At 70.8% G+C, this 23136-nt stretch carries 24 protein-coding genes and 1 pseudogene; 10 read left to right on the top strand and 15 right to left on the bottom strand.

Going from position 1 to position 23136, the window contains the following annotated elements:
• Positions 1-17 precede the first annotated feature (17 nt).
• From ACIQI8_RS41275 to ACIQI8_RS41250, 6 genes are all read right to left on the bottom strand, one after another.
• Positions 18-968 (bottom strand): glycosyltransferase, encoded by a 951-nt coding sequence (locus ACIQI8_RS41275; RefSeq protein WP_402363087.1) that lies wholly within the window; start codon positions 966-968, stop codon positions 18-20.
• Entirely contained in the window at positions 965-1954 is a 990-nt protein-coding gene (locus tag ACIQI8_RS41270) for a glycosyltransferase family 9 protein (protein ID WP_402363084.1), read from the bottom strand. The genes ACIQI8_RS41275 and ACIQI8_RS41270 overlap by 4 nt, the downstream gene beginning before the upstream one ends.
• On the bottom strand, positions 1951-2541 hold the full coding sequence (locus ACIQI8_RS41265) for a D-glycero-alpha-D-manno-heptose-1,7-bisphosphate 7-phosphatase (RefSeq protein WP_402363081.1): 591 nt from the start codon (positions 2539-2541) through the stop codon (positions 1951-1953). The genes ACIQI8_RS41270 and ACIQI8_RS41265 overlap by 4 nt, the downstream gene beginning before the upstream one ends.
• Positions 2538-3539 carry a glycosyltransferase family 2 protein gene (locus ACIQI8_RS41260; RefSeq protein WP_402363078.1) on the bottom strand — a complete coding sequence of 334 codons (1002 nt, stop codon included), beginning with the start codon at positions 3537-3539 and terminating at the stop codon, positions 2538-2540. Before ACIQI8_RS41260 ends, ACIQI8_RS41265 begins: the two co-directional genes overlap by 4 nt.
• A 3-nt stretch (positions 3540-3542) precedes the next feature.
• On the bottom strand, positions 3543-5174 hold the full coding sequence (locus ACIQI8_RS41255) for a carbamoyltransferase (RefSeq protein WP_402363075.1): 1632 nt from the start codon (positions 5172-5174) through the stop codon (positions 3543-3545).
• 183 nt (positions 5175-5357) lie between these two features.
• Positions 5358-6320, bottom strand: coding sequence for an NAD-dependent epimerase/dehydratase family protein (locus ACIQI8_RS41250; protein WP_402363072.1), 963 nt, complete (start codon positions 6318-6320; stop codon positions 5358-5360).
• Positions 6321-6657: 337 nt separating this feature from the next.
• On the opposite strand from ACIQI8_RS41250, the gene ACIQI8_RS41245 reads away from it, so the two are divergent.
• The 3 genes from ACIQI8_RS41245 to ACIQI8_RS41235 all read left to right on the top strand — a co-directional run bounded on the left by ACIQI8_RS41245 (position 6658) and on the right by ACIQI8_RS41235 (position 8641).
• Positions 6658-7497, top strand: a complete 840-nt coding sequence (locus ACIQI8_RS41245) for an RNA polymerase sigma factor SigF (protein ID WP_402363428.1) — start codon at positions 6658-6660, stop codon at positions 7495-7497.
• Positions 7498-7671: 174 nt separating this feature from the next.
• Complete coding sequence (locus ACIQI8_RS41240) at positions 7672-8046, top strand: STAS domain-containing protein (protein ID WP_402363069.1); 375 nt, start codon at positions 7672-7674, stop codon at positions 8044-8046.
• 328 nt (positions 8047-8374) lie between these two features.
• On the top strand, positions 8375-8641 hold the full coding sequence (locus tag ACIQI8_RS41235; protein WP_402363066.1) for an ANTAR domain-containing protein: 267 nt from the start codon (positions 8375-8377) through the stop codon (positions 8639-8641).
• On the opposite strand, the gene ACIQI8_RS41230 is transcribed toward ACIQI8_RS41235, so the two are convergent.
• The 4 genes from ACIQI8_RS41230 to ACIQI8_RS41215 form a co-directional block, all read right to left on the bottom strand.
• Positions 8622-9119 carry an ATP-binding protein gene (locus ACIQI8_RS41230; RefSeq protein ID WP_402363063.1) on the bottom strand — a complete coding sequence of 166 codons (498 nt, stop codon included), beginning with the start codon at positions 9117-9119 and terminating at the stop codon, positions 8622-8624. The two genes, ACIQI8_RS41235 and ACIQI8_RS41230, sit on opposite strands and share 20 nt — an antisense overlap.
• 433 nt (positions 9120-9552) lie before the next feature.
• Complete coding sequence (locus ACIQI8_RS41225) at positions 9553-10122, bottom strand: TetR/AcrR family transcriptional regulator (protein ID WP_402363060.1); 570 nt, start codon at positions 10120-10122, stop codon at positions 9553-9555.
• A 176-nt stretch (positions 10123-10298) separates the two neighbouring features.
• Complete coding sequence (locus tag ACIQI8_RS41220; RefSeq protein ID WP_402363058.1) at positions 10299-10502, bottom strand: hypothetical protein; 204 nt, start codon at positions 10500-10502, stop codon at positions 10299-10301.
• Between the two features lie 178 nt (positions 10503-10680).
• Complete coding sequence (locus ACIQI8_RS41215; RefSeq protein WP_402363055.1) at positions 10681-12180, bottom strand: MFS transporter; 1500 nt, start codon at positions 12178-12180, stop codon at positions 10681-10683.
• Positions 12181-12629: 449 nt separating this feature from the next.
• On the opposite strand from ACIQI8_RS41215, the gene ACIQI8_RS41210 reads away from it, so the two are divergent.
• Complete coding sequence (locus ACIQI8_RS41210) at positions 12630-13508, top strand: alpha/beta fold hydrolase (protein WP_402363052.1); 879 nt, start codon at positions 12630-12632, stop codon at positions 13506-13508.
• A gap of 398 nt (positions 13509-13906) precedes the next feature.
• Here the strand turns inward: ACIQI8_RS41210 and ACIQI8_RS41205 are convergent, their stop codons facing one another.
• Positions 13907-14143, bottom strand: coding sequence for a hypothetical protein (locus tag ACIQI8_RS41205; RefSeq protein ID WP_402363049.1), 237 nt, complete (start codon positions 14141-14143; stop codon positions 13907-13909).
• A gap of 167 nt (positions 14144-14310) precedes the next feature.
• Here ACIQI8_RS41205 and ACIQI8_RS41200 point away from each other — a divergent pair, with 167 nt between their 5' ends.
• From ACIQI8_RS41200 to ACIQI8_RS41185, 4 genes are all read left to right on the top strand, one after another.
• On the top strand, positions 14311-14799 hold the full coding sequence (locus tag ACIQI8_RS41200; RefSeq protein WP_402363046.1) for a DUF5709 domain-containing protein: 489 nt from the start codon (positions 14311-14313) through the stop codon (positions 14797-14799).
• A gap of 67 nt (positions 14800-14866) precedes the next feature.
• Positions 14867-15427, top strand: coding sequence for a (2Fe-2S)-binding protein (locus ACIQI8_RS41195; RefSeq protein WP_402363043.1), 561 nt, complete (start codon positions 14867-14869; stop codon positions 15425-15427).
• Complete coding sequence (locus ACIQI8_RS41190) at positions 15424-16419, top strand: FAD binding domain-containing protein (protein ID WP_402363040.1); 996 nt, start codon at positions 15424-15426, stop codon at positions 16417-16419. The genes ACIQI8_RS41195 and ACIQI8_RS41190 overlap by 4 nt, the downstream gene beginning before the upstream one ends.
• A 35-nt stretch (positions 16420-16454) precedes the next feature.
• Positions 16455-18566 carry a xanthine dehydrogenase family protein molybdopterin-binding subunit gene (locus tag ACIQI8_RS41185; RefSeq protein WP_402363037.1) on the top strand — a complete coding sequence of 704 codons (2112 nt, stop codon included), beginning with the start codon at positions 16455-16457 and terminating at the stop codon, positions 18564-18566.
• A 142-nt stretch (positions 18567-18708) separates the two neighbouring features.
• Here the strand turns inward: ACIQI8_RS41185 and ACIQI8_RS41180 are convergent, their stop codons facing one another.
• The 4 genes and pseudogenes from ACIQI8_RS41180 to ACIQI8_RS41165 form a co-directional block, all read right to left on the bottom strand.
• Positions 18709-19404, bottom strand: coding sequence for a UdgX family uracil-DNA binding protein (locus ACIQI8_RS41180; RefSeq protein ID WP_402363034.1), 696 nt, complete (start codon positions 19402-19404; stop codon positions 18709-18711).
• Positions 19405-19416: 12 nt separating this feature from the next.
• Complete coding sequence (locus ACIQI8_RS41175) at positions 19417-19788, bottom strand: DUF6479 family protein (RefSeq protein WP_402363032.1); 372 nt, start codon at positions 19786-19788, stop codon at positions 19417-19419.
• Positions 19789-19861: 73 nt separating this feature from the next.
• A pseudogene (locus tag ACIQI8_RS41170) lies at positions 19862-20229 on the bottom strand (DJ-1/PfpI family protein); the annotation flags it as partial.
• On the bottom strand, positions 20181-20864 hold the full coding sequence (locus tag ACIQI8_RS41165) for a diguanylate cyclase (RefSeq protein ID WP_402363029.1): 684 nt from the start codon (positions 20862-20864) through the stop codon (positions 20181-20183). The gene ACIQI8_RS41165 and the pseudogene ACIQI8_RS41170, both read right to left, overlap by 49 nt.
• A gap of 627 nt (positions 20865-21491) precedes the next feature.
• Between ACIQI8_RS41165 and ACIQI8_RS41160 the strand changes: the two genes are divergently transcribed.
• Together ACIQI8_RS41160 and ACIQI8_RS41155 are read left to right on the top strand one after the other, a co-directional pair.
• A complete protein-coding gene (locus tag ACIQI8_RS41160) occupies positions 21492-22256 on the top strand; it encodes a GAF and ANTAR domain-containing protein (RefSeq protein ID WP_402363026.1) in 765 nt (254 codons plus the stop codon).
• Between the two features lie 52 nt (positions 22257-22308).
• The gene (locus ACIQI8_RS41155) at positions 22309-23046 is read left to right on the top strand and encodes a GAF domain-containing protein (RefSeq protein WP_402363023.1); all 738 of its coding nucleotides are present in this window, start codon (positions 22309-22311) and stop codon (positions 23044-23046) included.
• Positions 23047-23136 lie beyond the last annotated feature (90 nt).

The raw sequence follows: 23136 nt of genomic DNA, 5'->3' as shown, positions 1-23136 counted from the left end.
TCTCGCCGGATCTCGCCTCATCGGGTCACCTCCTTCAGCAGCCGCTCCCAGTCGTCCAGAAAGCGGGACAGTCCGTAGCGGGCGAGCGCGGCGGCCCGTGCGCCCTCGCCGACCAGGCGAGCGCGCACAGGGTCGGCCACGAAGTCCCGTACGGCTTCGGTCAGTACGTCCATGCGGTTGGAGACCACCCCCGCGCCGTCGGGTACGGCCTCGGTCACCTCGGTGGTGGCGAGGGCGACCACGGGCATGCCTATGTGCATCGCCTCCAGCAGGGACAGGCCCAGGGAGGTCCAGCGGATCGGGTGGACGTAGACGCGCCGCCGTGCCATCGCCACGTGCAGGTCGCGCTGGTCGAGTTCATGGGACCGGCAGCGGTCGGCCGCGAGGCCGAGGTGGCCGGCGATCCCATCGGTCCCCATGCCGAAGACATCCAGCGGTGCCGCTTCGGCGAATGTCGGCAGCAGGTCGGTTCCGGTCGTACGGCCGCGGCGGACCGGCTCGTTGACGACGACGGCCGCGTGCGGGATCTCGCCGGTCCACAGGGGCCCGGGGTCGACGACGCCGTGCTCGATGACAGCGGTGTCGGCGCCGGCGGCGTCCCACATCAGCCGGTTGAAGTGAGTGACGTGCACCAGCGGCACTCCGGGCAGCTCCGCGACCGGGTGCCGGGTGTCGGGGACATCACCGTGCGGGGCGTTGTGCTCCAGGTACACCATGGGTGGTCGCCGACCGAGCCACTGTTCCACCAGGGCGTGTTCGTGCGGGCGTTGCAGGATCACGACGTCGATGCCGGCGTCCCGCAGCCGCTCCGGCGGCAGTTCGACCACGTTGTCGGGCCAGTCGAAGGTGCGGGCACGGCCGAGTCCGTCGGGCCCGCGGTCGGGTGTGACCGGGACGACGTAGGTGTGCGGGCCCTGGACGAACGCGGTGGTCCAGGAACCGTGCACGTGCCAGATCAGGATCCTCATGTCGCGACCATCACCTTCTCCACGGCGGCCACCGCGTCCTGCGCGGTGACCGACTCCAGGCAGGGGTGCCCGGGCACCGGGCAGTTCCGGGCGCGGCTGTCCGCGCAGGGAGCGCCCTGGTCACCGAGCAGGACGTACGGGACGCCGTAGGGCTGCCAGCGTTCGGCCGGGACGACCGGGGCGAACAGGGAGACGACGGGGGTGCCGACGGCGGCGGCGAGATGGGCCGGGCCGGTGTTGCCGGTGACGACGGCGCGCGCCCCGGCCAGCACGCCGGCCAGTTCGGCGGAGTCGGTGCGGCCCCCGAGGTCGAGACCGTGCACGCCGGCCACGGCCGCCGTCAGCCGGCGCTCGCCCGGGCCGCCGGTCACCACGACGCGATGTCCGGCCGCCGCCAGTTCCCGCACGGCCTCGGCGCACCGCTGCCGGCTCCAGGCGCGGGCGGGGACGCTGGCCCCGGGGTGCAGCACCACGTACGGCCCCGGGCCGGTCAGTCCGGTCGTGCCCGGTGGGGGCAGCACCCGCAGCCGACCGTCGTCGACGCGAGGAAAGCCCGCCGCCTCGGCGAGGTCGAGCGCGGCCTCCGCCTCGTGGGCGTGCGGCGCGCGCTGATGGCGTACGTCGAGCAGCGAGCCGGGATGGTCCACGCTGTCGGCGGCGATGTGCGCCACGCCGGCCAGCCGCAGCAGCAGCGCGGCGGGCAGCGGGGACTGATGGAAGGAGGTCAGGATCAGCGCCGTGTCGGCGTCGACGGTGTCGATGAGCTGCTCGACCTCGCCCCGACCGACGGGCGCGGGCGTGAAGCCCACCCAGGGCGCGTCCCAGACGAGGATGTCGTCGACACCGGGCAGCAGGCGGGCGGCATGGGCGCCGAGCGGCCCGCACAGGACGGTGACGTGGTCGGCCCGGGCGGCCACGGCACGGATCGCGGGTCCGGCGAGCAGGACGTCTCCGAAACTGTCCAGGCGGGTCACCAGGGCTCTCATCGGCCTCTCCTGATGCTGTCGAAGGCGTCCGCGATCGGACGCTCGTCGGCGAGGACGCGGCCGAGCGGCGGCCCGGACAGCACCGCGCGCACGGCGGTCCACAGGTCGGCCGCCACGTGCGGGGCGGCCGCGACCTCCTCGGGCCGTGTCTGAGCGTTCGGGACCAGGACGCCGAGGGCACCGGCCCGCCGGGCGGCCTCGACGTCGGCGCCGATGTCGCCGATCACGGCGATCCGGTCCGGCGGGACGCACAGGCGCCCGGCGGCCCAGAGGATCATGCCGGGCTGCGGTTTGCGGCAGTGGCACCCGTCGACGGGGCCGTGCGGGCAGACGGCCCACACGTCGAAGGGTCCGAGCAGTTCGTCGACGCGTTGGTCGACGCGGCGGACATCGGCGGCCGTGAGCAACCCGCGCGCCACACCGGACTGGTTGGTGACGACACCGGTGCCGACGCCACGTACGCGCAGCAGGTCGAGGGCCTCACGGGCCCCGTCGACGGGGCGCACCCGGTCGGGGTCGCCGTTGTAGGGCACGTCATGGACGAGTGTGCCGTCCCGGTCGAACAGCACGAGAGCGATCTCGTTCACGGCGCCACCCTCCACGGGGCGGCGTCGCGGTGGCGCCACAGACCGCTGAACCAGTGCCAGGTCGCCGCAGGTGGAATGAGCACGCTGGTGGCGAGCATGGTGTCGACCTCGTACCGGGTACGCGGGCCGGGTGCGATGCGGGCCCAGGCGAACTCGCCGGTGCCGGCGGCCCAGCCGAGTGCGGCGGCCGCGGCGGCCCGGCGTCGCCCGGCCACGGCGAGCCCTACCGCGGCCAGACCGGCGGCCGTGATCGTGAGGTGCCTGCGCAGCCGGCCGCGCGGAGCGACCGCCTTGTCCCACCATTCGGGTCCGTGCAGGCGTCGCATGAGGGCGTCGTCGGCGTTGCCGCGCTGGGCGCGCAGGGACACCCAGCGGTCGGCGGGCCGTACCGGATGCCGGGTGGTGCGCCGTCCCCGGTGGATCTGCCACCCGGCCTCCAGCACGCGCAGAGCGAGGTCGGCGTCCTCGCGGAACGCCCGCCGGAACCGTTCGTCGAAACCGCCGACATCCTTCAACGCCTCGGCGCGGAAAGCCATGTCGGCGGTGATCCAGCGCGCCCGCGCCAGTCCGGCGGTGCCGCGCTCCCAGTCCGTGGGCCGGCGCTCGCCCGGCAGCGGTACGGCGATCACGCCCTGCACCCCGCCGGTGCGGGGACCCGCCTCCCCCACATCCTCGGCCAGTTGCTCGCACCAGTGCGGCCCTACCTGCACGTCGTCGTCGAGGAAGGCGATCCAGGGCGCGATGACCGCGTTCAGCCCCATGTTGCGGGCGGCGGCGGGACCGCGTCCGCCGCTGCGGATCACCACGGTGCGTGCGCGCAGATCGCCGAGGACACTCAATGGGTGGGCGAGCGCGCCGGGATCCGGCTCCGGTTCCGGCCGGTCGTCGACCAGGACGATCTCCTGGGGCGCCGGACCGGTCGCGGCCGCGAGCGCGGCCAGGCAGTCGGCGAGCGTGTCGCGCACCAGCGTGGGGATGACGACGGCGTAGGAGGTCATACGTCAGGCCCTCCCGAACATCGCGCCCCGGCGCACCGCGAACGGGCCGATCGCCAACAGGTCCACGGGGGCCGAGCCGAAGCACTCCAGCGCGTCGCGGGGATCGTCGACCATGGGCCGCCCGGCGGTGTTGAGGCTGGTGTTGACCACGACCGGCAGTCCGGTGCGCTGCTCGAACGCGGTCAGCATGCGGGCCACGAGCGGCTCCTGACCGGCGTCGACGGTCTGGATGCGGGCGGTGCCGTCGACGTGCACCACGGCCGGGATGCGGTCGCGCCACTGGGGCGCCACGTCATGCACGAACAGCATGTACGGGCTGGGCAGCGGTCCGGCGAACACCTCGTGGGCGCGCTCGGCGAGCACCATGGGCGCGACCGGCCGGAACTCCTCCCGCCCCTTGACCCGGTTGAGCCGCTCCAGGTTCTCCGCGCGCCCGGGGTGAGCCAGCAGGGAACGGTGGCCGAGCGCACGCGGTCCGTACTCGCTGCGCCCCTGGAACCAGGCGACGATCCCGTCCCGGGCCAGTTCCTCCGCGACTGCCTCGGCGATGTCGGCCGGTTCCTCGTAGGGGACGTCGGCCCCCTCCAGCCAGGCGCGGATCTCCTGGTCGCTCCAGCCCCGGCCGAGGTCGGCGCCGGGCATCGGCTCCGGGTTGTCCGCCAGGTGCAGGGCGCCGCCGAGTGCGGTCCCGGCGTCCCCGGCAGCGGGCTGCACCCAGATGTTCCGGTAGGGGCCCTGTGCCGCGATCCTGGAGTTGGCAACGCAGTTGAGGGCCACGCCGCCGGCCATCGCGAGGGTCTCGCCCCCGGCCTCGGCATGCAGCCAGTGCACGAGCTCCAGCAGGACCTCCTCCAGGACGGCCTGCGCGCTGGCGGCCAGATCGGCGTGGTCCTGGGTCCAGGCCTCGTCCTTGGCACGGGGTGGGGCGAGCTCGGCCCAGTCGACCCCGTGGGCGCGGAAGCCGCCGTCGCCGGTGGCGTGGACGTGCGGGCGCAACCGGGACAGGAAGCGGGGCGTGCCGTAGGAGGCCAGGGCCATCACCTTGAACTCGTCGCTGCTGCGCAGGAAGCCCAGGTGCTCGGTGAGTTCCTCGTAGACCAGGCCGAGCGAGTCGGGCAGCGGTTGCGTGAAGAGCATGTCCAGCTTGCCGTCGTCGTAGCGGCCGGCCAGGTGGGAGGCGCATTCGCCGCGGCCGTCCAGGACGAGGACCGCGCTGTCCGGATGGGGGGCGGCGCGTCCGGCGGAGGCGGCGTGCGCGACGTGGTGCGGGACGAAGACGACCCGGTCGGGGTCGAGACCGGGCAGCGCCTCGGCGAGGAACTCGGGGGCCCGGCGCGCGTAGTCAAGGCGCAGCGGGTCCCAGGGGTCGTCCAGGCCCATGTCCGCGGCGGGCCGGGCCAGCGCGGGGTCGAACGAATAGGTGACCGCGTCCAGGTCCGTGGGCCGCAGGCCCGCGTACTCAAGACACCAACGGGCGGACAGCTCCGGCACTTCCCAGGCCGAGAACGGCACGGGGCGCTTGCCGTGCTTGCGGCGGCTGAACCGCTCCTCCTCGGCGGCGGCGACCGTACGGCCGTCCACGACCAGGGCGGCGGCCGGATCGTGAAAGAGAGCGTTGATTCCGAGGATGCGCATAGAGAGGGTGCTCCGTCCGGGGCGGCACAGGGATTCGCTCTGGCCTCGCGGGTGCCGCATTGCGGCTGTCTCAAACACTTCACGCCAACCGGTGCGACGGCTGCCTCATTTTTCATGCCATATAGGCATATCGGGGCACGCGAATGACCGCCTTGACGATGCGTTCGCGTACACGGTGTTACATCAGGCGGCAACGGACCGTGAGAACCAGCCGATCGTCCGTCGCAGACCCTCGACCCAGTCCACCCGCTGCTGCCAGCCCAGCAGTTCGCGGGCCATCCGGGTGTCGGGGCGGCGCCGGGCGGGATCGTCGACAGGGCGCTCGACGAAACGGATCCGGGAGACGGAACCGGTGACCTCGACGATCCGCCGGGCCAGCTCCAGCACGGTGATCTCCTCGCCCCCACCGATGTTCATCGGCCCGCTCTCCTCCGACGCGGCCAGAGCCAGGACCCCGTCGACCAGATCGTCGACGTAGCACAGCGATCGGGTCTGAGCGCCGTCCCCGGCGACCGTGAGGGGCGCGCCGTCCAGGGCCTGCGAGATGAAGGCCGGGACGGCGCGGCCATCACCGGTGCGCATGCGGGGGCCGTAGGTGTTGAAGATCCGGACGATGGCCGTGTCAGTGCCGTGCACCTGGCGGTGGGCGGTGACCAGAGCCTCGGCGAAACGTTTGGACTCGTCGTAGACGCTGCGCGGCCCCACGGGGTTGACATTGCCCCAGTAGCCTTCGTGCTGCGGATGCTCCAGCGGATCGCCGTACACCTCGGAGGTGGAGGCGAGAACGAAGCGGGCGCCATCGGCGCGCGCCCGCTCCAGCGCGTGGCGGGTGCCGTTGCTGCCGACCTCCAGGGTCTCCAGCGGCAGCCGCAGATAGTCGACGGGCGAGGCCGGACAGGCGAAGTGCAGCACCAGGTCGAAACGGCCCGGCAGACCGCGCAGCGCCGCGGGATCGGTGGCGTCGCCTCGCACGAAGCGGAAACCGCGCCGCTGCTCCAACTCGGCCACGTTGGCCAGGGATCCGGTGGCCAGGTTGTCCAGGCACACGACGTCGGTACCGTCATCGAGCAGGCGTCCGCACAGGTGGGATCCGAGGAATCCGGCTCCTCCGGTCACCAGGGCCCGGCGCCAGGTCGGTCGGCTCATGCGACCCTCCTCGATCTCTGGATTCACTTGCGTGTCCGGTTGAGTAACCGAATCGAGCACTCGCACACATGGAGGCGTGGCCGGGTGATGGCTTCGCGGGTCGAGACCGCGCGCTGGTACCTCCTGAGGGGGTCGGCGATGCTCGGGCCGTGGTGAAGATCGCCTTCGCGTGCCGCGTTCGGACTGCCGCGCGGCGCGATGCGCGGCGAGGGCCGCTATTTTGTTGACGAATCAGTCCGGATGCGGTGGCATACGGGCCGACGATGTGGGCAAGAGAGGCCCATCCTTCTTTCAGAAAGGCGGCACCGTGACCTCCTCAGCAAACGCTCGCGAAACAATCGTCGCTACGACGGAAGCGGCCGACGCCGCCGTCGAGTTGCCCTGGATCGAGGACGGCGGCAAGGTCGCGCCCAAGGACGCCCGCGAGCTGTCCCGCCTGTTCCTGGACAGGCTGGAGACCCTGGAGGAGGGCACCCGCGAGTACCAGTACGCGCGCAACACCCTTATCGAGATGAACCTGTCCCTGGTCGCCTTCGCCGCCCGCCGCTTCCGCAACCGCGGCAACGGTGACATGGAGGACATCATCCAGGTCGGCACGATCGGCCTCATCAAGGCCATCGACCGCTTCGACCTGTCTCGCGAGGTCGAGTTCACCTCCTTCGCGATCCCCTACATCGTCGGCGAGATCAAGCGCTTCTTCCGCGACACTACGTGGGCCGTCCACGTCCCCCGCCGCCTCCAGGAACTCCGGGTCAGCCTCGCCAAGAGCCAGGAAACCCTCACCACCGCCCTCAACCGCCCGCCGACGGTCAAGGAACTCGCCGAACACCTCCACTTGAGCGAGGACGAGATCATCGAGGGCCTCATCGCCGCCAACGGCTACGTCGCCGGTTCCCTGGACACCCCCGGCGGCGACGAGGAGAACGGCGACGGGCCGAAGTACGCGGACATCATCGGTGACGTCGACCCGGCGATGGACCTCTTCGAGGACCTGCACACCCTCGCACCCCTGCTGCACAAGCTCGACGAGCGTGAGCGGACCATCATCGAGATGCGCTTCGGCCAGGAGATGACCCAGGCCGACATCGGCCGCGAACTCGGCCTCTCCCAGATGCACATCTCCCGCCTGCTGAACCGCACCCTCGCCAAACTCCGCACCGGCCTCCTGGACACCTGACTCCCCGGCAACCCTCACCGATCCGACCCACCCGGGGGCCGGGGCGTTCCAGCCGAACTGTCTCCCGGGTGGCCGAGGAGTGTGGGGTGCGGGCACGCGCAGGCATCCGCTCTGTGATTCGGGGCAGCATCCACAGACGGATGCCGTGCGTGACACCGATGGGCTGAGGAAGCGATGACGGATACCGAACATGCCGCATCAGCGGGACTGTCAGCCGTGGCACATACCCGGAACGGTGTTCGGGTGATCCGCCTCGACGGGGAGATCGACCACCACACCGTGCCCATCGTCAACCAGGCTCTGCGCGCCACCGCCGACTACAGCTCCCGTGTCGTCCTCGACATGAGCGGCGTCGCCTTCATGGATTCCAGCGGCATCAACCTCCTGCTCGCCGCCCGCCGCGACCTGGCCAAGGACGGCGGTTCGCTGCGCCTGGCCGGCACCACCACAGCAGTGCTGCGCACCGTCCAACTCGTCGGCATCGACACGGTCATCGAATGCCACGACACCCTGGACCAAGCCCTGGCCGCCCCTGCGCCTCGCCCCTGACCGCCGCCGGGGCAATCTTTCGGGCCGTCGCGGGTATGTCCCCCCAGCCCGCTGGCCACTCCGGCCCTGGCGGGGTTCGGCCGGCAGCCCCTGCGTGGGTTGCGCAAAGCTCTGGCCGACGCGGCCCGCCCGTTGTGTAGGGGTACCTCCGGGGGATGCTGAGGGCATAGCCGGGCAACTCAGGACGTGACGCACATGGTTGTTCCAACGACCCGCAGTGGATGACCCGGTGAACCCCCGGGCAACTCCGGCAGCCTCCGGCCCCGCCACTGCGGAGACCGGGCCGCCGCGCGATGAGATGGCGCGACTGCGTGCAGAGAATGCGCAGTTGGAGCAAGCCCTGGTCTCCCACGCGGTGATCGACCAGGCCATCGGCGCGCTGAGTGTCTTGGGACCGCTCGCGCCGGGCGACGGCTTCACCGTGCTGCGGGAGATCTCCCAGCACACCAACACCAGGCTCATCGACATCGCGGAACAGGTCCTCACGCACGGCCAGGGCGCTGCTCTGCCCGCCGTCCTGCAGACGGAACTCCAGGCGGCACTCGCCCGCCACACCACCCCGCCTGCCGGCGGCTCTACCGAGAGGAAGTCGTGACGGCGTCTTCGGAGCCGTCGGCGTCAGTGAGGGCGATCCGTACGATGATGCGCTTGCCGACCCGCTCCCTGCGTGCCTCGAACTCATCGGCCACGGCCATCACGATCTCCAGACCGTGCTGGCCCACCCGCTCCGTGTCCGCGGCCCGCGCCAGCGGGAGCACCGGATCACAGTCCCACACCGACACCACGACCGCCTCCCCGTCCAGGACAAGATGCATCAGGACCGGGCCGGGGGCGTACTTACGGGCGTTGGTGACCAACTCGCTGACCACCAGCTGCGTCAGATCGATGCCACGCCGACTTGCTTTCAGCCCGTACTCGATGCAGCCGCGCTCCAGGAAATCAGCTGCGAGGTGACGGGCCCGGGCGATGTCCGCACCGCCGCCCTCCAGCGCCACCGTGCTCTGCCACACCGAGCCTGCCGACCCGTGCTCGGGCAAGCCGCTCCCCCTCTCCGGGTCTGCCTCCGTCGTCATCTGCCACCCTGTGCCTCCCTGCTCCCGCACGCCGCTGCATTCGCTTCCGTATCCTCACTACCGGCGCCTACCCCCATGGATTCAGCCAACGCCCGACAGGGGGAGATGACAGCCATACGGCTGGGCGGGACGTTCCGCCGAAAGGTCAGTCGGTGATGGCCGAGACCGACTCCAAGTGACCGACGCTGTCGGCGAGTACAGGGAGTCGAGGTGCGCGGCGTCGAGGGAACGGTGGCGTCGTCGCGTTGAGCGCGCGCCCCGTTTCCGCCGGGAGGGGTCCTGACAGACCGGCGGCGGTACCGGTCTGTCAGGGGTGGGCGCGACAGTGGTGGGGGCTGGTGATCATCATCGCCGTCGGCGCCCTACTGGCCCGGCAACCTGCCTCGGCGCCGCCGACCCTGGGCCGCTTGCCGCCGCCACGACGGTCGACGCGTCAGCTCACGCCCGCCGCATCGAGCAGGGTGGTCACCGTGGGGACGATGAGCCCTGTCGGCGAGTCGGCCTGGATTCCCGCGCGGGCGCTTGCGCCGTCGAAGACCAGGATCAGCTGCCGGGCCAGCAGGTCCGGGTCGCTCGCGCCTCCCCGTTCGGCCTCGGCGCGGAAGAAGCCCGTCAGGTTCTCCTTGACCCGGTGAGCCACGCGGCTGGCGGGATGACCCTGGTCTTTGAGTTCGATCTGAACAACGAGGTACCGACAGCCCTGGAAGTCGGGCGCACCCGCCTGCGACTCCAGCTGGTCGAAGACGTGCATGATCCGCCGGCGGGGTGAACGGTTGTCGTCCGCCGCGGGCAGGAGGGTCGCCGTGTAGGCGGAGGCGCGTTCCTTCAAACTCGCCGCCAGCAGTTCGTCCTTGCTTGCGAACAGCTGGTACATGGAGCGCTTCGACACCCCGGCCGCCTTGCACAGCGCGTCGACACCGATGCCGACACCGTCGCGGTAGGTGAGCGTGGCCGCTGCCTCCAGCAGCCGCTCTCGGGAACTTGGCTTCGCATCGGTGGTCATATCGCGAGGTTAACTCGATTTCGACCAAAGAGAAACCGATCGGTTTCAGTGCTTGTCGGGCGATCCGAGACGCCGCCCACGGCTGCGTGGGCCCCTGAGGACGGTCCCCGCCGCGCCGGTGGCGGCGGTCCTCTCGGGGTTCGTCTCCGCGGGGGCGTGGTGCGGCGAGGGCGGTCCTACCCGCCCGTCGCGCGCAAACCGAAAGTCGCCTCGATGGGGGCGCGGCCGGCCGCGGCTGCCGTCCTCGCGCCACGATTCAACGTGACCGTCAGCACGCCGGGCGGGCAGAAGCCGACGAGGTGGCGAGCGCACCGATCCGGCTCCAGCGGCAGCGGCAGCCACAGCCGCAGCCGCAGCCGCAGCGGGTACGAGTCGCTCATCCCTGGGAGACAGACCACAGCAGCCCCGACCAGCGCGCCCATCAGCGACGCGACATCCCGGAGAAAGCCCGCCGCCCTTCACCGATGCGTCCCTTGAAGACACCACCCGACCAGGCAGCAGGGCACCTCCCCCTGTCCACTCGCCGCGGTCCACCGCGTGTCCGCGGTGGATTCAGGCTCAGTGAGCGATCACGGGCTCGCCCTCCGCAGGCGCCAGAGCCGCGTTCGGTATCAGGAGCGCAGCGAGCACCGCACCGACCACGAAGAACCCGGCACCCCACGCCAAGGTGGCCGTATAGCCCTCGACACCGGCCTGCGCCACGGTCAGCGCGCCCGGCTTGTGCGAGGACGCGTAGTCGGTCGCGGCCGACGAGGCGACGGTGGTCAGCAACGCCGTACTGATCGAACCGCCCACCTGCTGGCCGGTGTTGATCAACGCCGAGGCGACACCTGCGTCCTCGTGGTGCACACCCGCGGTCGCACCCTGGAAGGCCGTGGTCATCACCCCGCCGAGGCCTAGCCCCAGCAGGATCAGGCCGGGCATGATGTGGGCGACGTAGGTGCTGTCGAGTGCGAGCCTGTTCAGCAGGGCCATACCGGACGCGGCGACCAGGAAACTGGCGCTGACCACGATCTTCGGGCCGACCCTGGGCAGCAGCAGCGACGGAGCCGTGGTCGACGCGGCGACGATGCCCGCGACCATCGGCAGGAACGCCAGACCGGTCTTGATCGGCGAGTAGCCGAGGCTGGCCTCCAGGTAATAGGTCAGGAACAGGAAGATCGAGAACATCCCCATGGCGATGACCAACACCGCCAGGAACGAACCACCGCGGGTCCGGTTCAGCACGAGGCGCAGCGGCAGCAGAGGATGCGCGACCCTGGACTCCAGCCAGACGAACACCGCGAGCAGCACCACGCCGACGATCATGGAGCCGAGGGTGACCGGATTGGTCCAGCTCGTGGATTCGACGTGCGCGAACCCGTAGACGATGGCGAACAGCGCGGCACTCACCACGATGGTGCCCGGAATATCGAGTTTGGGCCGCTCGGCAACCGCGGGCTTGGCCAGCAGCAGCACCGCACCGACCAGCGCGACGGCCGCGAAGATGACGTTCACGTACATCACCCAGCGCCACGACGCCCATTCGGTGAGCATGCCGCCGAGCAGCAGCCCGATCGCGCCGCCCGCACCGGCCAGCGCGCTGAAGATGCCGAAGGCCTTCGCCCTCTCGGCGGGATGGGTGAAGGTCACGCTGAGCAGTGAGAGTGCGGCGGGTGCGAGCAGTGCGGCGAAGAGCCCTTGGGCCACACGTGCCGTGACGAGGATGTCGAAGCTGCCTGCCGCACCGCCGAGGACGGACGCGCCCGCGAAGCCGATGAGGCCGGTGACAAAGGTGGTGCGCCGGCCGAACAGGTCGCCGAGCCGTCCGCCGAGCAGCAGCAGACTGCCGAACGCCAGGGCGTAACCCGTGATGACCCACTGCCGGCTGCCGTCACTGAAACCGAGGTCATGCTGTGCTGCGGGCAGGGCGATGTTCACCACGGTCGCGTCGAGCGTGACCATGAGCTGCGCTGTGCCCAGCACGACAAGCACCCACCAGCGCACGGCATGTGAGCCGCGGCGACCCGAGGCTGATTTCCCGGAGGCGCGTGCCCCACGGTCGGAGATGGTAGTCATCTTTTCCCTTTGTCACTGGTCAGAGGCCGAGCACCGGCAGGAAACCGATCTGTTTCCCAAATAGGAAAACAGATCGGTTTCCACCGCGCAAGCGAACGGGTCCCCTCCAGCCCGGGGGCTGGAGACCGCCATCCCGGGGATTCACGGCTACCGAACGACCCTCCGCGGTCGGCTCCACGCGACGGGCTCTCCCGATGGGCTTGCACGCGGAAACCGATCTGTTTACTGTGAGCGGAACCGATCGGTTTCCGGTTCCTGTGGAGGCAGTCATGGCCGCGCTGAAGGGTGCAGACGTCCTCGGTACCGGACAGCACATGGGCTACGCCGACACGGACTTGGCGGCGAGAGTCGACGCACCCAAGTCCGCCCCCGTGCCATCGCCGATCTCGCCGGGTTGTACGCCCAGCTGGCCACGTAACACCGAGAAGACAGGACAAGGAGACGGCAAGATGCCCAGCCAGGATGCACGCCCCACAATTCACATCCCCGGGACCACCAGCCACACCATCACCCCGCGCGCAGGACGAGCCGACCGCGAGGGAACGCTGCGCTACCTCAAGGCGGGCAGCGGTGCCCCCCTGGTCCTACTGCACACCGTGCGCACCCAGGCCGAGCACTTCCGCCACCTCATCCCCCTGGTCGCGGACCACTACACCGTGTACGCCCTCGATCTGCCGGGGATGGGCTACTCCGAGATCGTGCCCGGGGCGTCGTACGCCGAGCCGGCCATGCGCGCGGGCGTCGAACGACTCCTCACCGAACTCGACCTCCACGACGTGACGCTCGTCGGGGAGTCCATGGGCGCTGTGCTCGCCCTGACCGCCGCGGTCGATCTGCCCGAGCGGGTCCGGCGCGTCGTCGCGGTCAACGCCTACGACTTCCGCGGCGGGATCGCCCGCTCCAGCCTCCTCGCCCGCGTGGTGGTCAGCGGCGTCCTCCTGCCAGGCGTCGGCCCTGTGATCGCCGGTGTCGAGCCCAAGCCCGCCCTCCGCAAGATCTTCCAGGGCGGCCTGGGCGACACGAGCGCTCTGCGCGAGGACTACGTGGACGAACTCCTCCAGGTGGGCAGACGTCCCCATTACCCCAGCGTCGCCAGGGGCGTGTACCAGGCTCTGCCCAGCCTCATCGCGGCCCGCTCCCGCTACCCCGAGGTCAAGGCTCCCATCCACCTCGTCTACGGCGAGAAGGACTGGTCCCGCCCCTCGGACCGCGAAGCCAACAAGAAGCTGCTGGCTGCCGCCGACTTCACCCAGGTGCCGAAGGCCGGCCACTTCATCGCCCTGGAACGGCCCGACGTGCTGGCGGACATGCTCAACGCGGTGGCGTAAGGGTCCCGAGACGGGCGAGGTCACCATCGATCGGGGGTGTTGCCTGGGTGAATCCCGACGGCGCGTCGAGGAGACAACCTCGCGAGCCCGTCCGGGCCAGCCCGCGCTGCCTGTCGGCCGGCCGCGCGGGGCACAGCCCAAGGCCCGGTGAAAGACCACGACCCGTGGCTCGCGGCCGCGCAGGCCATCGGCTTCATTTGCTGATCTTCATCCGACTCGCCTTGTTCCCGCGGTCGCCGTGCCCCCGCGAGCAGGCGCCGGTTCCTACCGGCCGCCCGCGGGCGGCCGGTCCATGAGGAGGCGGGCGTCGATAGCGCGAAGGGGAGCCAGGATCACGCCCTGACTCCCCCGAGGAGCGAAGATCGCTGGTGCTGTTGTCGCGTTCCGCGCGCGACCTCTCAGTTGCCGTCCAGCCGCGCGCGCAGCAGCCGCTTGCCCAGCTCCGCACCCTTGCGGCTGTCCGCCTGGGCCTTGCGGAAAAGGTCCGCGACCTCGGAGTCCTTCTCCCGCTCCGCGTCCGCGATGTACGACTCCAGGCGCAACGCGTTGCTCAAGCACGCCTCCACGTACCAGACGAGGTTGTAGTCCTTGTCCGCCGTGCCCGTCGCACCGCCGGTCTCCGTGTTGCTGGTCATCCGTGCCTCCTTCGTGTTCCGGGGTTGCGCTTCCTTGCCGGACAGCGGCGGGTACCCCCGGCTCTCCGGCACACACGTCCGCATACATCGACATACGGGCGTGTGGACGAGGCGTGCCTGGATACGCGGACTGGAGGAATCCGCATCGTCCGAAAGGTACGCACGCCATGGGGAGCCAGAACCGCGACGACGTCATGGGTGACGAGGTCTACCAGCCCGAGGGCCCCGACGACCGGGAGGACGAGGGCATCCTCGACCCGGAGGACACGCTCAACGACCGGGGCAGCGACCCCTACGAGGAAGGCTGGTCACCGCCCGAGCGTCCGCTCGCGGTGGAGCACCAGGGCACGACCGCGCGTGAGCAGCGCGAGGGCGAGAGCCTGGACCAGAGGCTGGCCGAAGAGCGCGTCGACCCCGCGTTGGAGCAGCCCGGCGCGGAGGACGGCGTAGGGGATCTCGCGGGCGGGGAGGGCGAGCCGGTGGACGGCGAGGTGGGGGCGGACCGGGCCGGACGCCTCGTGGCTCCGGACGAGGGCGCGCACGAGGACGCCGAGAAGGACCTGATCGCCGAGGACGTGGGCATCGACGGCGGAGCGGCGTCAGCAGAAGAGGCAGCCGTCCATCAGATCCCTGACGATGAGGACACATCCCTGTAGTCCTCGTCGCTCCGTTCTCCGAGTGTCCGCCCACCGTCCGACGGCCCGTACGCACAGGAGGCCCTCCATGGAATCCGAGGCCGCACGCCCCAGCACCGGCCCACCCGACCGGCACCACTCGACGATCACCTTGCGGGTGAACGGCAAACCGCACGAACTCACCGTCGACCACCGCTCGGTACTCCTGGACGTCCTGCGCGAGGACCTCGACCTGACCGGCGCCAAGAAGGGCTGTGACCACGGCCAGTGCGGCGCCTGCACGGTTCTGGTCGACGGCCGCCGTGCCAACAGCTGCCTGCTCCCCGCCGTCGCCCTTGACGGCGGTGACATCACGACCGTCGAGGGACTCGGCGGCGACGGCGAGGAACTCCATCCACTCCAGCGGGCCTTCCTGGACCGTGACGCCTTCCAGTGCGGCTACTGCACGCCGGGGCAGATCTGCAGCGCCATCGGCGCGCTCGCCGAGGCCGCCGCCGGACATCCCTCCCACGTCACCGACCCCCGCGTCCCGTCCGGGCCGCCCGTAACGCTGGACCGGGCGGAGATCCGCGAACGGCTCAGCGGCAACCTCTGCCGCTGCGGCGCCTACCCCCACATCGTGGAAGCCGTCGAGGACGTGATCCCGTGAAGCCCATCGGCTATGTACGCGCGGACAGCGTCGAGGAAGCGGCCGACGCCTACGCCTCCCACCCCGGCGCCCGGTATCTCGGCGGCGGCACCAACCTCGTCGATCTGATGAAGCTCGGTGTGGAGCAGCCGGACACCCTCGTCGACGTCAGCCGGCTGCCCCTGGACTCGGTGGAGGAACTGCCCGACGGCGCACTGCGGATCGGGGCCACCGTCCGCAACAGCGACCTCGCGGCCCACCCCTTGGTACGCGACCGCTATCCGGCGCTCTCCCAGGCGCTGCTCGCGGGAGCCTCCGGACAGCTGCGCAACATCGCGACGACCGGCGGCAACCTGCTCCAGCGAACCCGCTGCCCTTACTTCCAGGACACCGGCAAGCCATGCAATAAGCGCGAGCCCGGCAGCGGATGCGGCGCCCGGGACGGCGTCCACCGCGACCACGCGGTCCTCGGGCACTCGCCGCACTGCATCGCCACACACCCCTCCGACATGGCCGTCGCGCTGGCCGCCCTCGACGCGCGCATCGAGCTGTACGGGACCGCCGGCGAGCGTTCCGTCCCCGCCGCCGAGTTCCACCGACTGCCCGGTGACCACCCCGAACGCGACACCGAGATCCGCCCCGGCGAACTCATCACCGCCGTCGTGCTGCCGCCCGACGCGGCCGGACTGGCCTCGCTCTACCGCAAAGCCCGCGACCGCGCCTCCTACGCCTTCGCCCTCGCCTCCGTCGCGGCGGTGCTGGGGGTGGACGACGGCGTCGTACAGCACGTCGGTATCGCCTTCGGGGCGCTCGCGCACCGGCCCTGGCGTGCCCGGCGCGCGGAACAGGCGCTGCTGGGTGCCGCACCCACGGCCGCGGCCTTCGAGCATGCCGTGGACCTCGAACTCGCCGCCGCACAGCCCCTGCACGACAACGCCTACAAGGTGCGCCTGGCCCGCAATCTCGCCCTCGACGTCCTGACCCGGCTCGCGCCACCGACGACCAGCACCTGACGGCACTTCCGCTCCGGCACCGCGAGGAGGACTCCATGGCCGACACGGACACCGCACTGGGCACACCCGCCGGGCGCCGGGAAGGGCGCGAGAAGGTCACGGGCACGGCCCGCTACGCCGCCGAACACACCGTTCCCGGTCGCCTGCACGCCTGGCCCGTTACCGCCGCGATCGCCTGTGGCGCGGTCCGCGCCATCGACACACGCGACGCGCTGGGCCTTACCGGGGTCCTCGCCGTGCTCACCCACGAAAACGCTCCCCGGCTCGCCGACGCCGACGACCCCACACTCGCCGTCCTGCAGAACTCTCGTGTGCCGCACAGGGGTTGGCCCATCGCTCTGGTCGTCGCCGAGACACTGGAGGCGGCCCGGGCCGGTGCCGCGGCGGTCCGTGTCGAGTACGACGTGCGGGACCACGACGTGACGCTCACCGAGAGCCACCCGGGGGCGTACGTCCCCGAAGAAGCCAACGGCGGGTATCCCGGCCACCGTGAACGCGGCAACCCCGAGGGCGCGTTCGCGTCCGCCGCGGTCCGCGTCGACACCCGCTACCGCGTGCCGCCCCTGCACAACCACCCCATGGAGCCGCACGCGGCCACCGCCCAGTGGGAGGGCCCCCGGCTCGTCGCGCACGACTCCAGTCAGGGCGCCACGGCCGTACGAGCCACACTGGCCGCACTGTTCCAGCTCCCCGAGGCCCAGGTCACCGTCATGTCCGAACACGTCGGCGGCGGCTTCGGGTCCAAGGGGACGCCCCGCCCGCACGTGGTGCTGGCGGCGATGGCGGCACGGCAGACGGGACGTCCCGTGACCGTGGCCCTCCCCCGCCGCTTCCTCCCCACCCTCGTCGGACATCGCGCCCCCACCCTGCACCGGGTCCGCCTGGGCGCCGACGGCCAGGGCTCCCTCACCACCCTCCTGCACGAGGTGATCACCCACACCTCGCGCCTCAAGGAGTTCGTCGAGCAGGCCGCCGTGCCCGCTCGCGTCATGTACGCCTCACCCCACAGCCGTACGACCCACCGTGTCGTGCCGCTGGACGTGCCGAGCCCGTCCTGGATGCGCGCGCCCGGCGAGGCACCCGGCATGTTCGCGCTGGAGTCGGCCATGGACGAACTCGCGGTCGCCCTCGGCATGGACCCCGTCGAACTGCGGATCGCGAACGAGCCGGACACCGAACCGGACAGCGGCAAGCCCTTCAGCAGCCGGCACTTGGTCGAGTGCCTGCGCGAGGGCGCCCGGCGCTTCGACTGGGCCCACCGCGACCCCCGCCCAGGTACGCGGTCCGACGGCCCCCTGCTCATGGGGTCCGGGGTGGCAGCCGCCGTGTACCCGGTGCTGATCCAGCCCTCCACCGCCACCGCGCAGGCACTGCCCGACGGGAGCTTCACGGTGCGGGTCAACGCGACCGACATCGGCACCGGCGCCCGTACCGTCCTCGCGCAGGTCGCCGCCGACGCCCTCGGCGTACCGCTGGAGCGGGTCCGTACGGAGATCGGCAACAGCGACCTGCCGTCGGCCTCGCTGGCCGGCGGTTCCTCCGGCACCGCCTCGTGGGGCTGGGCGGTGCACGAGGCCTGCACGCGGCTGCGCGCGGACCTCGCGGAACACACCGGGCCGCTGCCGGAACCGGGGCTCACCGCGAGCGCGGACACAGCGGGGAGCGCGGACGCCGACAGCGGCTACGCACGGCACGCCTTCGGCGCCCACTTCGCCGAGACCGCCGTCGACACGGTCACCGGCGAGGTCCGAGTCCGCCGTCTGCTGGGTGTGTACGCCGCCGGGAACATCCTCAACTCCCGTACCGCACGGTCCCAGTTCATCGGCGGCATGACCATGGGCCTGGGCATGGCCCTGACCGAGGGCAGCACCATGGACGCCGCGTTCGGTGACTTCACCGAGGCGGACCTGGCCGCGTACCACGTCCCGGCCCACGCCGACGTACTCGCCGTCGAAGCCCACTGGATCGACGAGCACGATGCCCATCTCAACCCGATGGGCAGCAAGGGCATCGGCGAGATCGGGATCGTCGGAACGGCCGCGGCCATCGGCAACGCGGTCCACCACGCCACCGGCGTCCGCTACCGCGAACTGCCCCTGACGCCGGACCGCGTACTGGCGGGCCTGCCTCCGTTCATGGCGCGGTGAACGGCGGTCAGGAAGGCGTCGATCACGTGCGGTCGCCCACATCCATCAGGACCTGGCCGAAGGTCGTCAGACCTGCCGCCTTTCCACCTCACCCGCAGCGGCTCAGGGGCGGGTAGCCCGGACACAGCACCGGGCACTGCCTTCACTGGCCCTTCCGCAAGGCCCTCGCGGCGACTTCCAGGTCCGCCACCAGCCCCGCGTACGCGGCTTCCCTGTCATCGGAGCGCAGCACGGCCGAAGGATGAAGCGTTGCCACCACGCAGCGAGCGGCCTCACCGTCGTTTCCGTCCTCGTCCGGCAGCGGGATCAGCGTTCCGCGGTCCCTGGTCACGCGGAACGAAGGCCCGAGCAGCGCTTTTCCCGCCGTTGCTCCGAGGACCACCACCACGTCCGGCCGGATCAGGCGCAGTTCTGCCCGGAGCCAGGGCCGACAGGCGGCCAGCTCCCGCAGGTCCGGCGGCTTGTGGATACGGCGCTTGCCGTTCTCGGCGAGCGTGAACTTGAAGTGCTTCACCGCGTTGGTGACATACGCGGTGTCCCGCTCGATTCCGGCCTCCGCCAGAGCCTTGTCCAGCAGCCGGCCGGCGGAACCGACGAACGGCTGTCCACGCCTGTCCTCCTGGTCTCCGGGCTGCTCTCCGACGAGCACGATCCGCGACGTGGAGGTGCCCTCTCCGAAAACTGTCCGGGTGGCTTTCTCGAAGAGGGGGCAGCCCCGGCACTCTGCCGCCGCCTGTCTGTGCGCCGGGAGCCCGCCCCGCTTCGGCAGGTAGGGAGTCGCGTCGTACCGGGCAGGCTGGGAGTCGTGGTCCCTGCCTGCGTCGTCGGATCGGCTCATCGACTCACCTGGTCACTTCCTGCCGGATCCACCACTCCCGAAGGAACCGCTGGACCCGGGCTCCCACTTGGGGACATCTTGATCATCACTCCGCTTGCTCCCTGAGGGGTGAACGTTGCTCGGCCTGAGCCGCTCACTCTCATCAGCGGCATGCGGAACCTCGTCCGGCTCGCGCACCTCGCGCACCTCCCGTACAGGTCCGGATTCCGGCAGCGTGGGGTGCTCGTCCGCTTGGGGCGGCCGCGGCTGCTGCCGCCGTACCTTCACACCCAGCCGGACCGCCCAGATCAGCAGGCCCACGACGACGAGACCGCCGAGAAAGGCACCGAGCGTCCCGATCGCCGCGTCCGACGCGGCCAGGTCATGCAGGCCGCTCTGTGTCATCGTTCCGTTTTGTGTCGTCATGGGCGCCGAGTACCCCCTCGACGAGGCCGCAAAAATCGCTGTCCCGTCTCATTCCTACCTGGCGGATGTCCGTGCGCAGGCTCGGCCACGACGTCAGTGTGCGGCCCGAGACCACGTCCGCCTCGATCAGGGTCCACGGCGCGTGACAGATCGCGGCGACCGGTCGGCCCAGGTCGAAGAAGTCGCGTACGAACGACACGGCCGACGCCTCGCGCACCACCTGTTGCACCGGAAACACGTCGCCCCTGTCCAGGGGGTTGAACGCCTGGATGTGTCCCGGTCCGCCGACACGAGGGCGCTCGGATGGCCCTGCTCTGTGACCGCGCGCCACGGCTCGGTCAGTTCGATCTGCTCGAGGCCTTCGCGCGCCATCAGGAACGCGATACGCCTGATGCTCCGTCTCCTTGTGAGGCTTGCCATGCGGTCTCGTCCTGGGCCGGCTTCCCCTCTGTCCGGGCCGCCCTGCGGCAGCGCAGCAGCTCCTCCCCGTAGGGCAGCAGCACGCACGCCCCGATGCCGGCGGCGATGCCCGCGAGATAGCCGCGTGACAGCGGTCGTCGGCGTGGCACGAACCGCCAGGCGTTGGGGTCCGAACGGCCCCCGCGCAGAAGGGACTTGACCTGCTCGCTGTGCAGGCACATCAGGGAGGTGAGGGCAGCGAAGGGCAGGGATTCCAGGAAGCTGTGGATGTGCTGCTCGATCGGCTTGACCTCACGTTCGCTGCGCACCGCGGTGCTCACGTCCCACAGCGCGGTCGCCTCGTGGACCGCGGCGCCACCCAACTGCACGGCCAGAAGCAGCGGGTTGATCTCATAGCGCAGGGTCAGCGCGATGGGGATGCCGACCTCGGTCATCATCAGCGCGTGGATCAGGGATTCCTTCGTCCCGGAAGTGTCCTCGATCCGGGTCCGCCGATGCATCACCCAGTCCGCGAGGCCCGGCACGAACCAGCCGGGAAGGAGCCCGTAGAGGAGGTAGCGGGTGGTGGCGTCGGCTACGTCGTCCCCCGGACGCGGGACGAGCGTTCCCGTGAGCCGGCCTGGACGGCGACTCATCCCGCCACCTCCCGGCGCAGGACCTGTTCGGCCGGTTCCGTGAAGCTGTGGAGCGAAGTCACGTGATTCTCCTCGGCGTCGGAACGTTCGGGTCGGGCGGAGGCCGGACGGCGATGGTCTTCCGCACTGTCTCCGGCGGGGCACCCGAGGTCGCGGTCCCCCACGGTCGGCGACGGTGCCGGCGGTTCGCGGCGCGGCGCCCCGGAACCTCAGGCCACCGCGTACCCGAAGACCGGACCCGCACACGGAGGTTTGCCCCTCGCCTCACGGACACCCGCGCCTCGCCCGCGCACCTTTCCGGAGAGCGGCCTGCCATGGCGGTGTTCGCGCTGCCCGGTCACTCGGGACGGCACTCGGACCCTCTGCCTGGGGCCGTCAAAAGGTCGATCGACGTTTCTCCGGGTCTCGAGCGGACACTCGCGGCATTCAGGAAAGAGCCAGAAGAGACAAGGGCTGGCCGTAGGCCCGGACTCTGAAAGAAGATGAGCCGCCGTGACCGCTCAAGCCGGCAAGCCGAACAGCGGGCGACGACCCGAATCGGGCTGGGTGAAGGCGCGTCGTTCCCACCGTGCTGTGCCAAGATCGAGTGAAGGCGCGTGGTGCCCGTGGCCGTGGGGAGGTGAAGTCGTGACCGTTGGCGATCCGCAGGGCGACGGAGATGCCGAAGTGGGGGCCGAGACCGAGCGGGCACGGATCGCCCATGAACTCATCGCCGGTGTGCGCGAGATGCCTCCGTCCGAGGTACCGGATGCTCTGTGCCGGGCGTGCGTCTCACTGCTCCCGTTCGTGTCGGGTCTGTCGATCTCGGTCATGGCAGGCGACGTGAACCTGGGTGTGGTGCTGTGTGCCAGTGACGGTGTCGCCGCCCGGCTGGCGGAGATTCAATACACACTCGGAGAAGGACCGTGCAGGGAGGCATTGCGGCTGCGCGCGCCGGTGTTCGCCAGCGACCTGACGCGTGCTCCGGACACCCGACGCTGGCCGTTGTTCGCCACTCAAGCCGCCAGGGCCGGCGCCGGGGCGGCGTTCTCGCTGCCGCTGGGAGGTGCCGGAAGCACGCTGGGCACCCTGGACCTCTACAAAGACACCCCGGGTCCCCCGAGCGATGATCACGTGCGGACCGCCCTGCTGGTGGCCGACGCCGTCACCCTCGCCGTCATCGCCCTTGATCACGCTTCCCCGGGCCCCGAAGGAGTCGTAACGTGGCTGACGGGAGCGGAAGCCGACCACGAGGAGGTGTACCACGCCACCGGCATGATCATGGTGCAGCTCGGCGTGAGCGCCGAGGAGGCTCTGCTGCGCCTGCGCGCACGGGCCTTCGCCCAGGGCCGCAGCGCCGCGGAAGTGGCTCGGGCCGTCGTCGACCGCTCCCTGGACCTCCGTGATGACTGAGCGACCCGGGTCGCACACCCGCACATACGACGAAAGCGCCGGGAAGGCGACCATGAGCCGCGAGCGACAGCTGGCGGAGGCGTTCGTCGCCCTGTCGGACACATACGCCCCCCAGTTCGATCCGCTGTCTCTCTTCCATCGTCTGGTCCACAGTTGCCGGGACCTGCTGGACGTGAACGCGGCGGCAGTGATGATCGCCGATGGCCGCGGCGACCTGAAAACGATGGCGACGACCGACGAGGACGCCGCCTTCGCCGAACTGCTCCAGAAGCACAACGGCCGCGGCCCCTGCATGGACTGCTACCGCACCGGGGTGCCGGTGAGCGTGCCCGACATGGCCGCCGAGCACGAGCGCTGGCCGGCCCTCGCCACCGCCATGACCGAGGCTGGATACGCCTGCCTGCAGGCGGTTCCGGTCCGGCTGCACGAGCGCACCCTGGGCGTCCTGACCCTGTTGCGCCGGCGCTCCGGCGACCTGCCCGAGGACGACCTGCATATCGCGCAGGCCCTCGCGGACTCCGCGGCCCTCGCCCTGATGCACTGGTCGACCGAACCCACCCGCATCGACGACATCGTCACCCGCGTGCAGAGCGTCATCGCGGCCAAGGCCACTCTGGAGATCGCCAAGGGCATGGTCGCCCAGTACACGGGCAGCACCGTCGCCGACGCCGCCCACCTGCTCAACGCCTACGTGTACGAGCAGGGACTGCGCCTCACCGAGACCGCCTACGCCCTGGTCACCCGCGCCCTGACACCGGCCGCAGTGACCGAAGCGCGCCCCCGGCACTGACACCTGAACCCTCAACTCCGGCCTGCGTCAATTCCCTGCCGCGTCGACCACCGGACGTCCTTGCATACGCCTCTGTCCCGGGGGAAGGTG

This window comes from Streptomyces sp. NPDC092369, from assembly GCF_044755245.1.
Classification (GTDB): Bacteria; Actinomycetota; Actinomycetes; order Streptomycetales; family Streptomycetaceae; genus Streptomyces.
The sequence above is the reverse complement of the archived record's forward strand: the minus strand, read 5'-3'. Positions and strand labels throughout refer to the sequence as shown.

What these genes read in the sequence shown, in the direction of transcription:
- ACIQI8_RS41220 (WP_402363058.1), bottom strand. Translation starts at nt 10,502, where the DNA reads ATGAGCGACTCGTACCCGCTGCGGCTGCGGCTGCGGCTGTGGCTGCCG.
- ACIQI8_RS41185 (WP_402363037.1), top strand. Translation starts at nt 16,455, where the DNA reads ATGGCCGACACGGACACCGCACTGGGCACACCCGCCGGGCGCCGGGAA.
- ACIQI8_RS41165 (WP_402363029.1), bottom strand. Translation starts at nt 20,864, where the DNA reads ATGAGTCGCCGTCCAGGCCGGCTCACGGGAACGCTCGTCCCGCGTCCG.
- ACIQI8_RS41270 (WP_402363084.1), bottom strand. Translation starts at nt 1,954, where the DNA reads ATGAGAGCCCTGGTGACCCGCCTGGACAGTTTCGGAGACGTCCTGCTC.
- ACIQI8_RS41200 (WP_402363046.1), top strand. Translation starts at nt 14,311, where the DNA reads ATGGGGAGCCAGAACCGCGACGACGTCATGGGTGACGAGGTCTACCAG.
- ACIQI8_RS41205 (WP_402363049.1), bottom strand. Translation starts at nt 14,143, where the DNA reads ATGACCAGCAACACGGAGACCGGCGGTGCGACGGGCACGGCGGACAAG.
- ACIQI8_RS41250 (WP_402363072.1), bottom strand. Translation starts at nt 6,320, where the DNA reads ATGAGCCGACCGACCTGGCGCCGGGCCCTGGTGACCGGAGGAGCCGGA.
- ACIQI8_RS41210 (WP_402363052.1), top strand. Translation starts at nt 12,630, where the DNA reads ATGCCCAGCCAGGATGCACGCCCCACAATTCACATCCCCGGGACCACC.
- ACIQI8_RS41240 (WP_402363069.1), top strand. Translation starts at nt 7,672, where the DNA reads ATGACGGATACCGAACATGCCGCATCAGCGGGACTGTCAGCCGTGGCA.
- ACIQI8_RS41225 (WP_402363060.1), bottom strand. Translation starts at nt 10,122, where the DNA reads ATGACCACCGATGCGAAGCCAAGTTCCCGAGAGCGGCTGCTGGAGGCA.
- ACIQI8_RS41175 (WP_402363032.1), bottom strand. Translation starts at nt 19,788, where the DNA reads ATGACACAGAGCGGCCTGCATGACCTGGCCGCGTCGGACGCGGCGATC.
- ACIQI8_RS41155 (WP_402363023.1), top strand. Translation starts at nt 22,309, where the DNA reads ATGAGCCGCGAGCGACAGCTGGCGGAGGCGTTCGTCGCCCTGTCGGAC.
- ACIQI8_RS41260 (WP_402363078.1), bottom strand. Translation starts at nt 3,539, where the DNA reads ATGACCTCCTACGCCGTCGTCATCCCCACGCTGGTGCGCGACACGCTC.
- ACIQI8_RS41195 (WP_402363043.1), top strand. Translation starts at nt 14,867, where the DNA reads ATGGAATCCGAGGCCGCACGCCCCAGCACCGGCCCACCCGACCGGCAC.
- ACIQI8_RS41230 (WP_402363063.1), bottom strand. Translation starts at nt 9,119, where the DNA reads ATGACGACGGAGGCAGACCCGGAGAGGGGGAGCGGCTTGCCCGAGCAC.
- ACIQI8_RS41215 (WP_402363055.1), bottom strand. Translation starts at nt 12,180, where the DNA reads ATGACTACCATCTCCGACCGTGGGGCACGCGCCTCCGGGAAATCAGCC.
- ACIQI8_RS41275 (WP_402363087.1), bottom strand. Translation starts at nt 968, where the DNA reads ATGAGGATCCTGATCTGGCACGTGCACGGTTCCTGGACCACCGCGTTC.
- ACIQI8_RS41255 (WP_402363075.1), bottom strand. Translation starts at nt 5,174, where the DNA reads ATGCGCATCCTCGGAATCAACGCTCTCTTTCACGATCCGGCCGCCGCC.
- ACIQI8_RS41180 (WP_402363034.1), bottom strand. Translation starts at nt 19,404, where the DNA reads ATGAGCCGATCCGACGACGCAGGCAGGGACCACGACTCCCAGCCTGCC.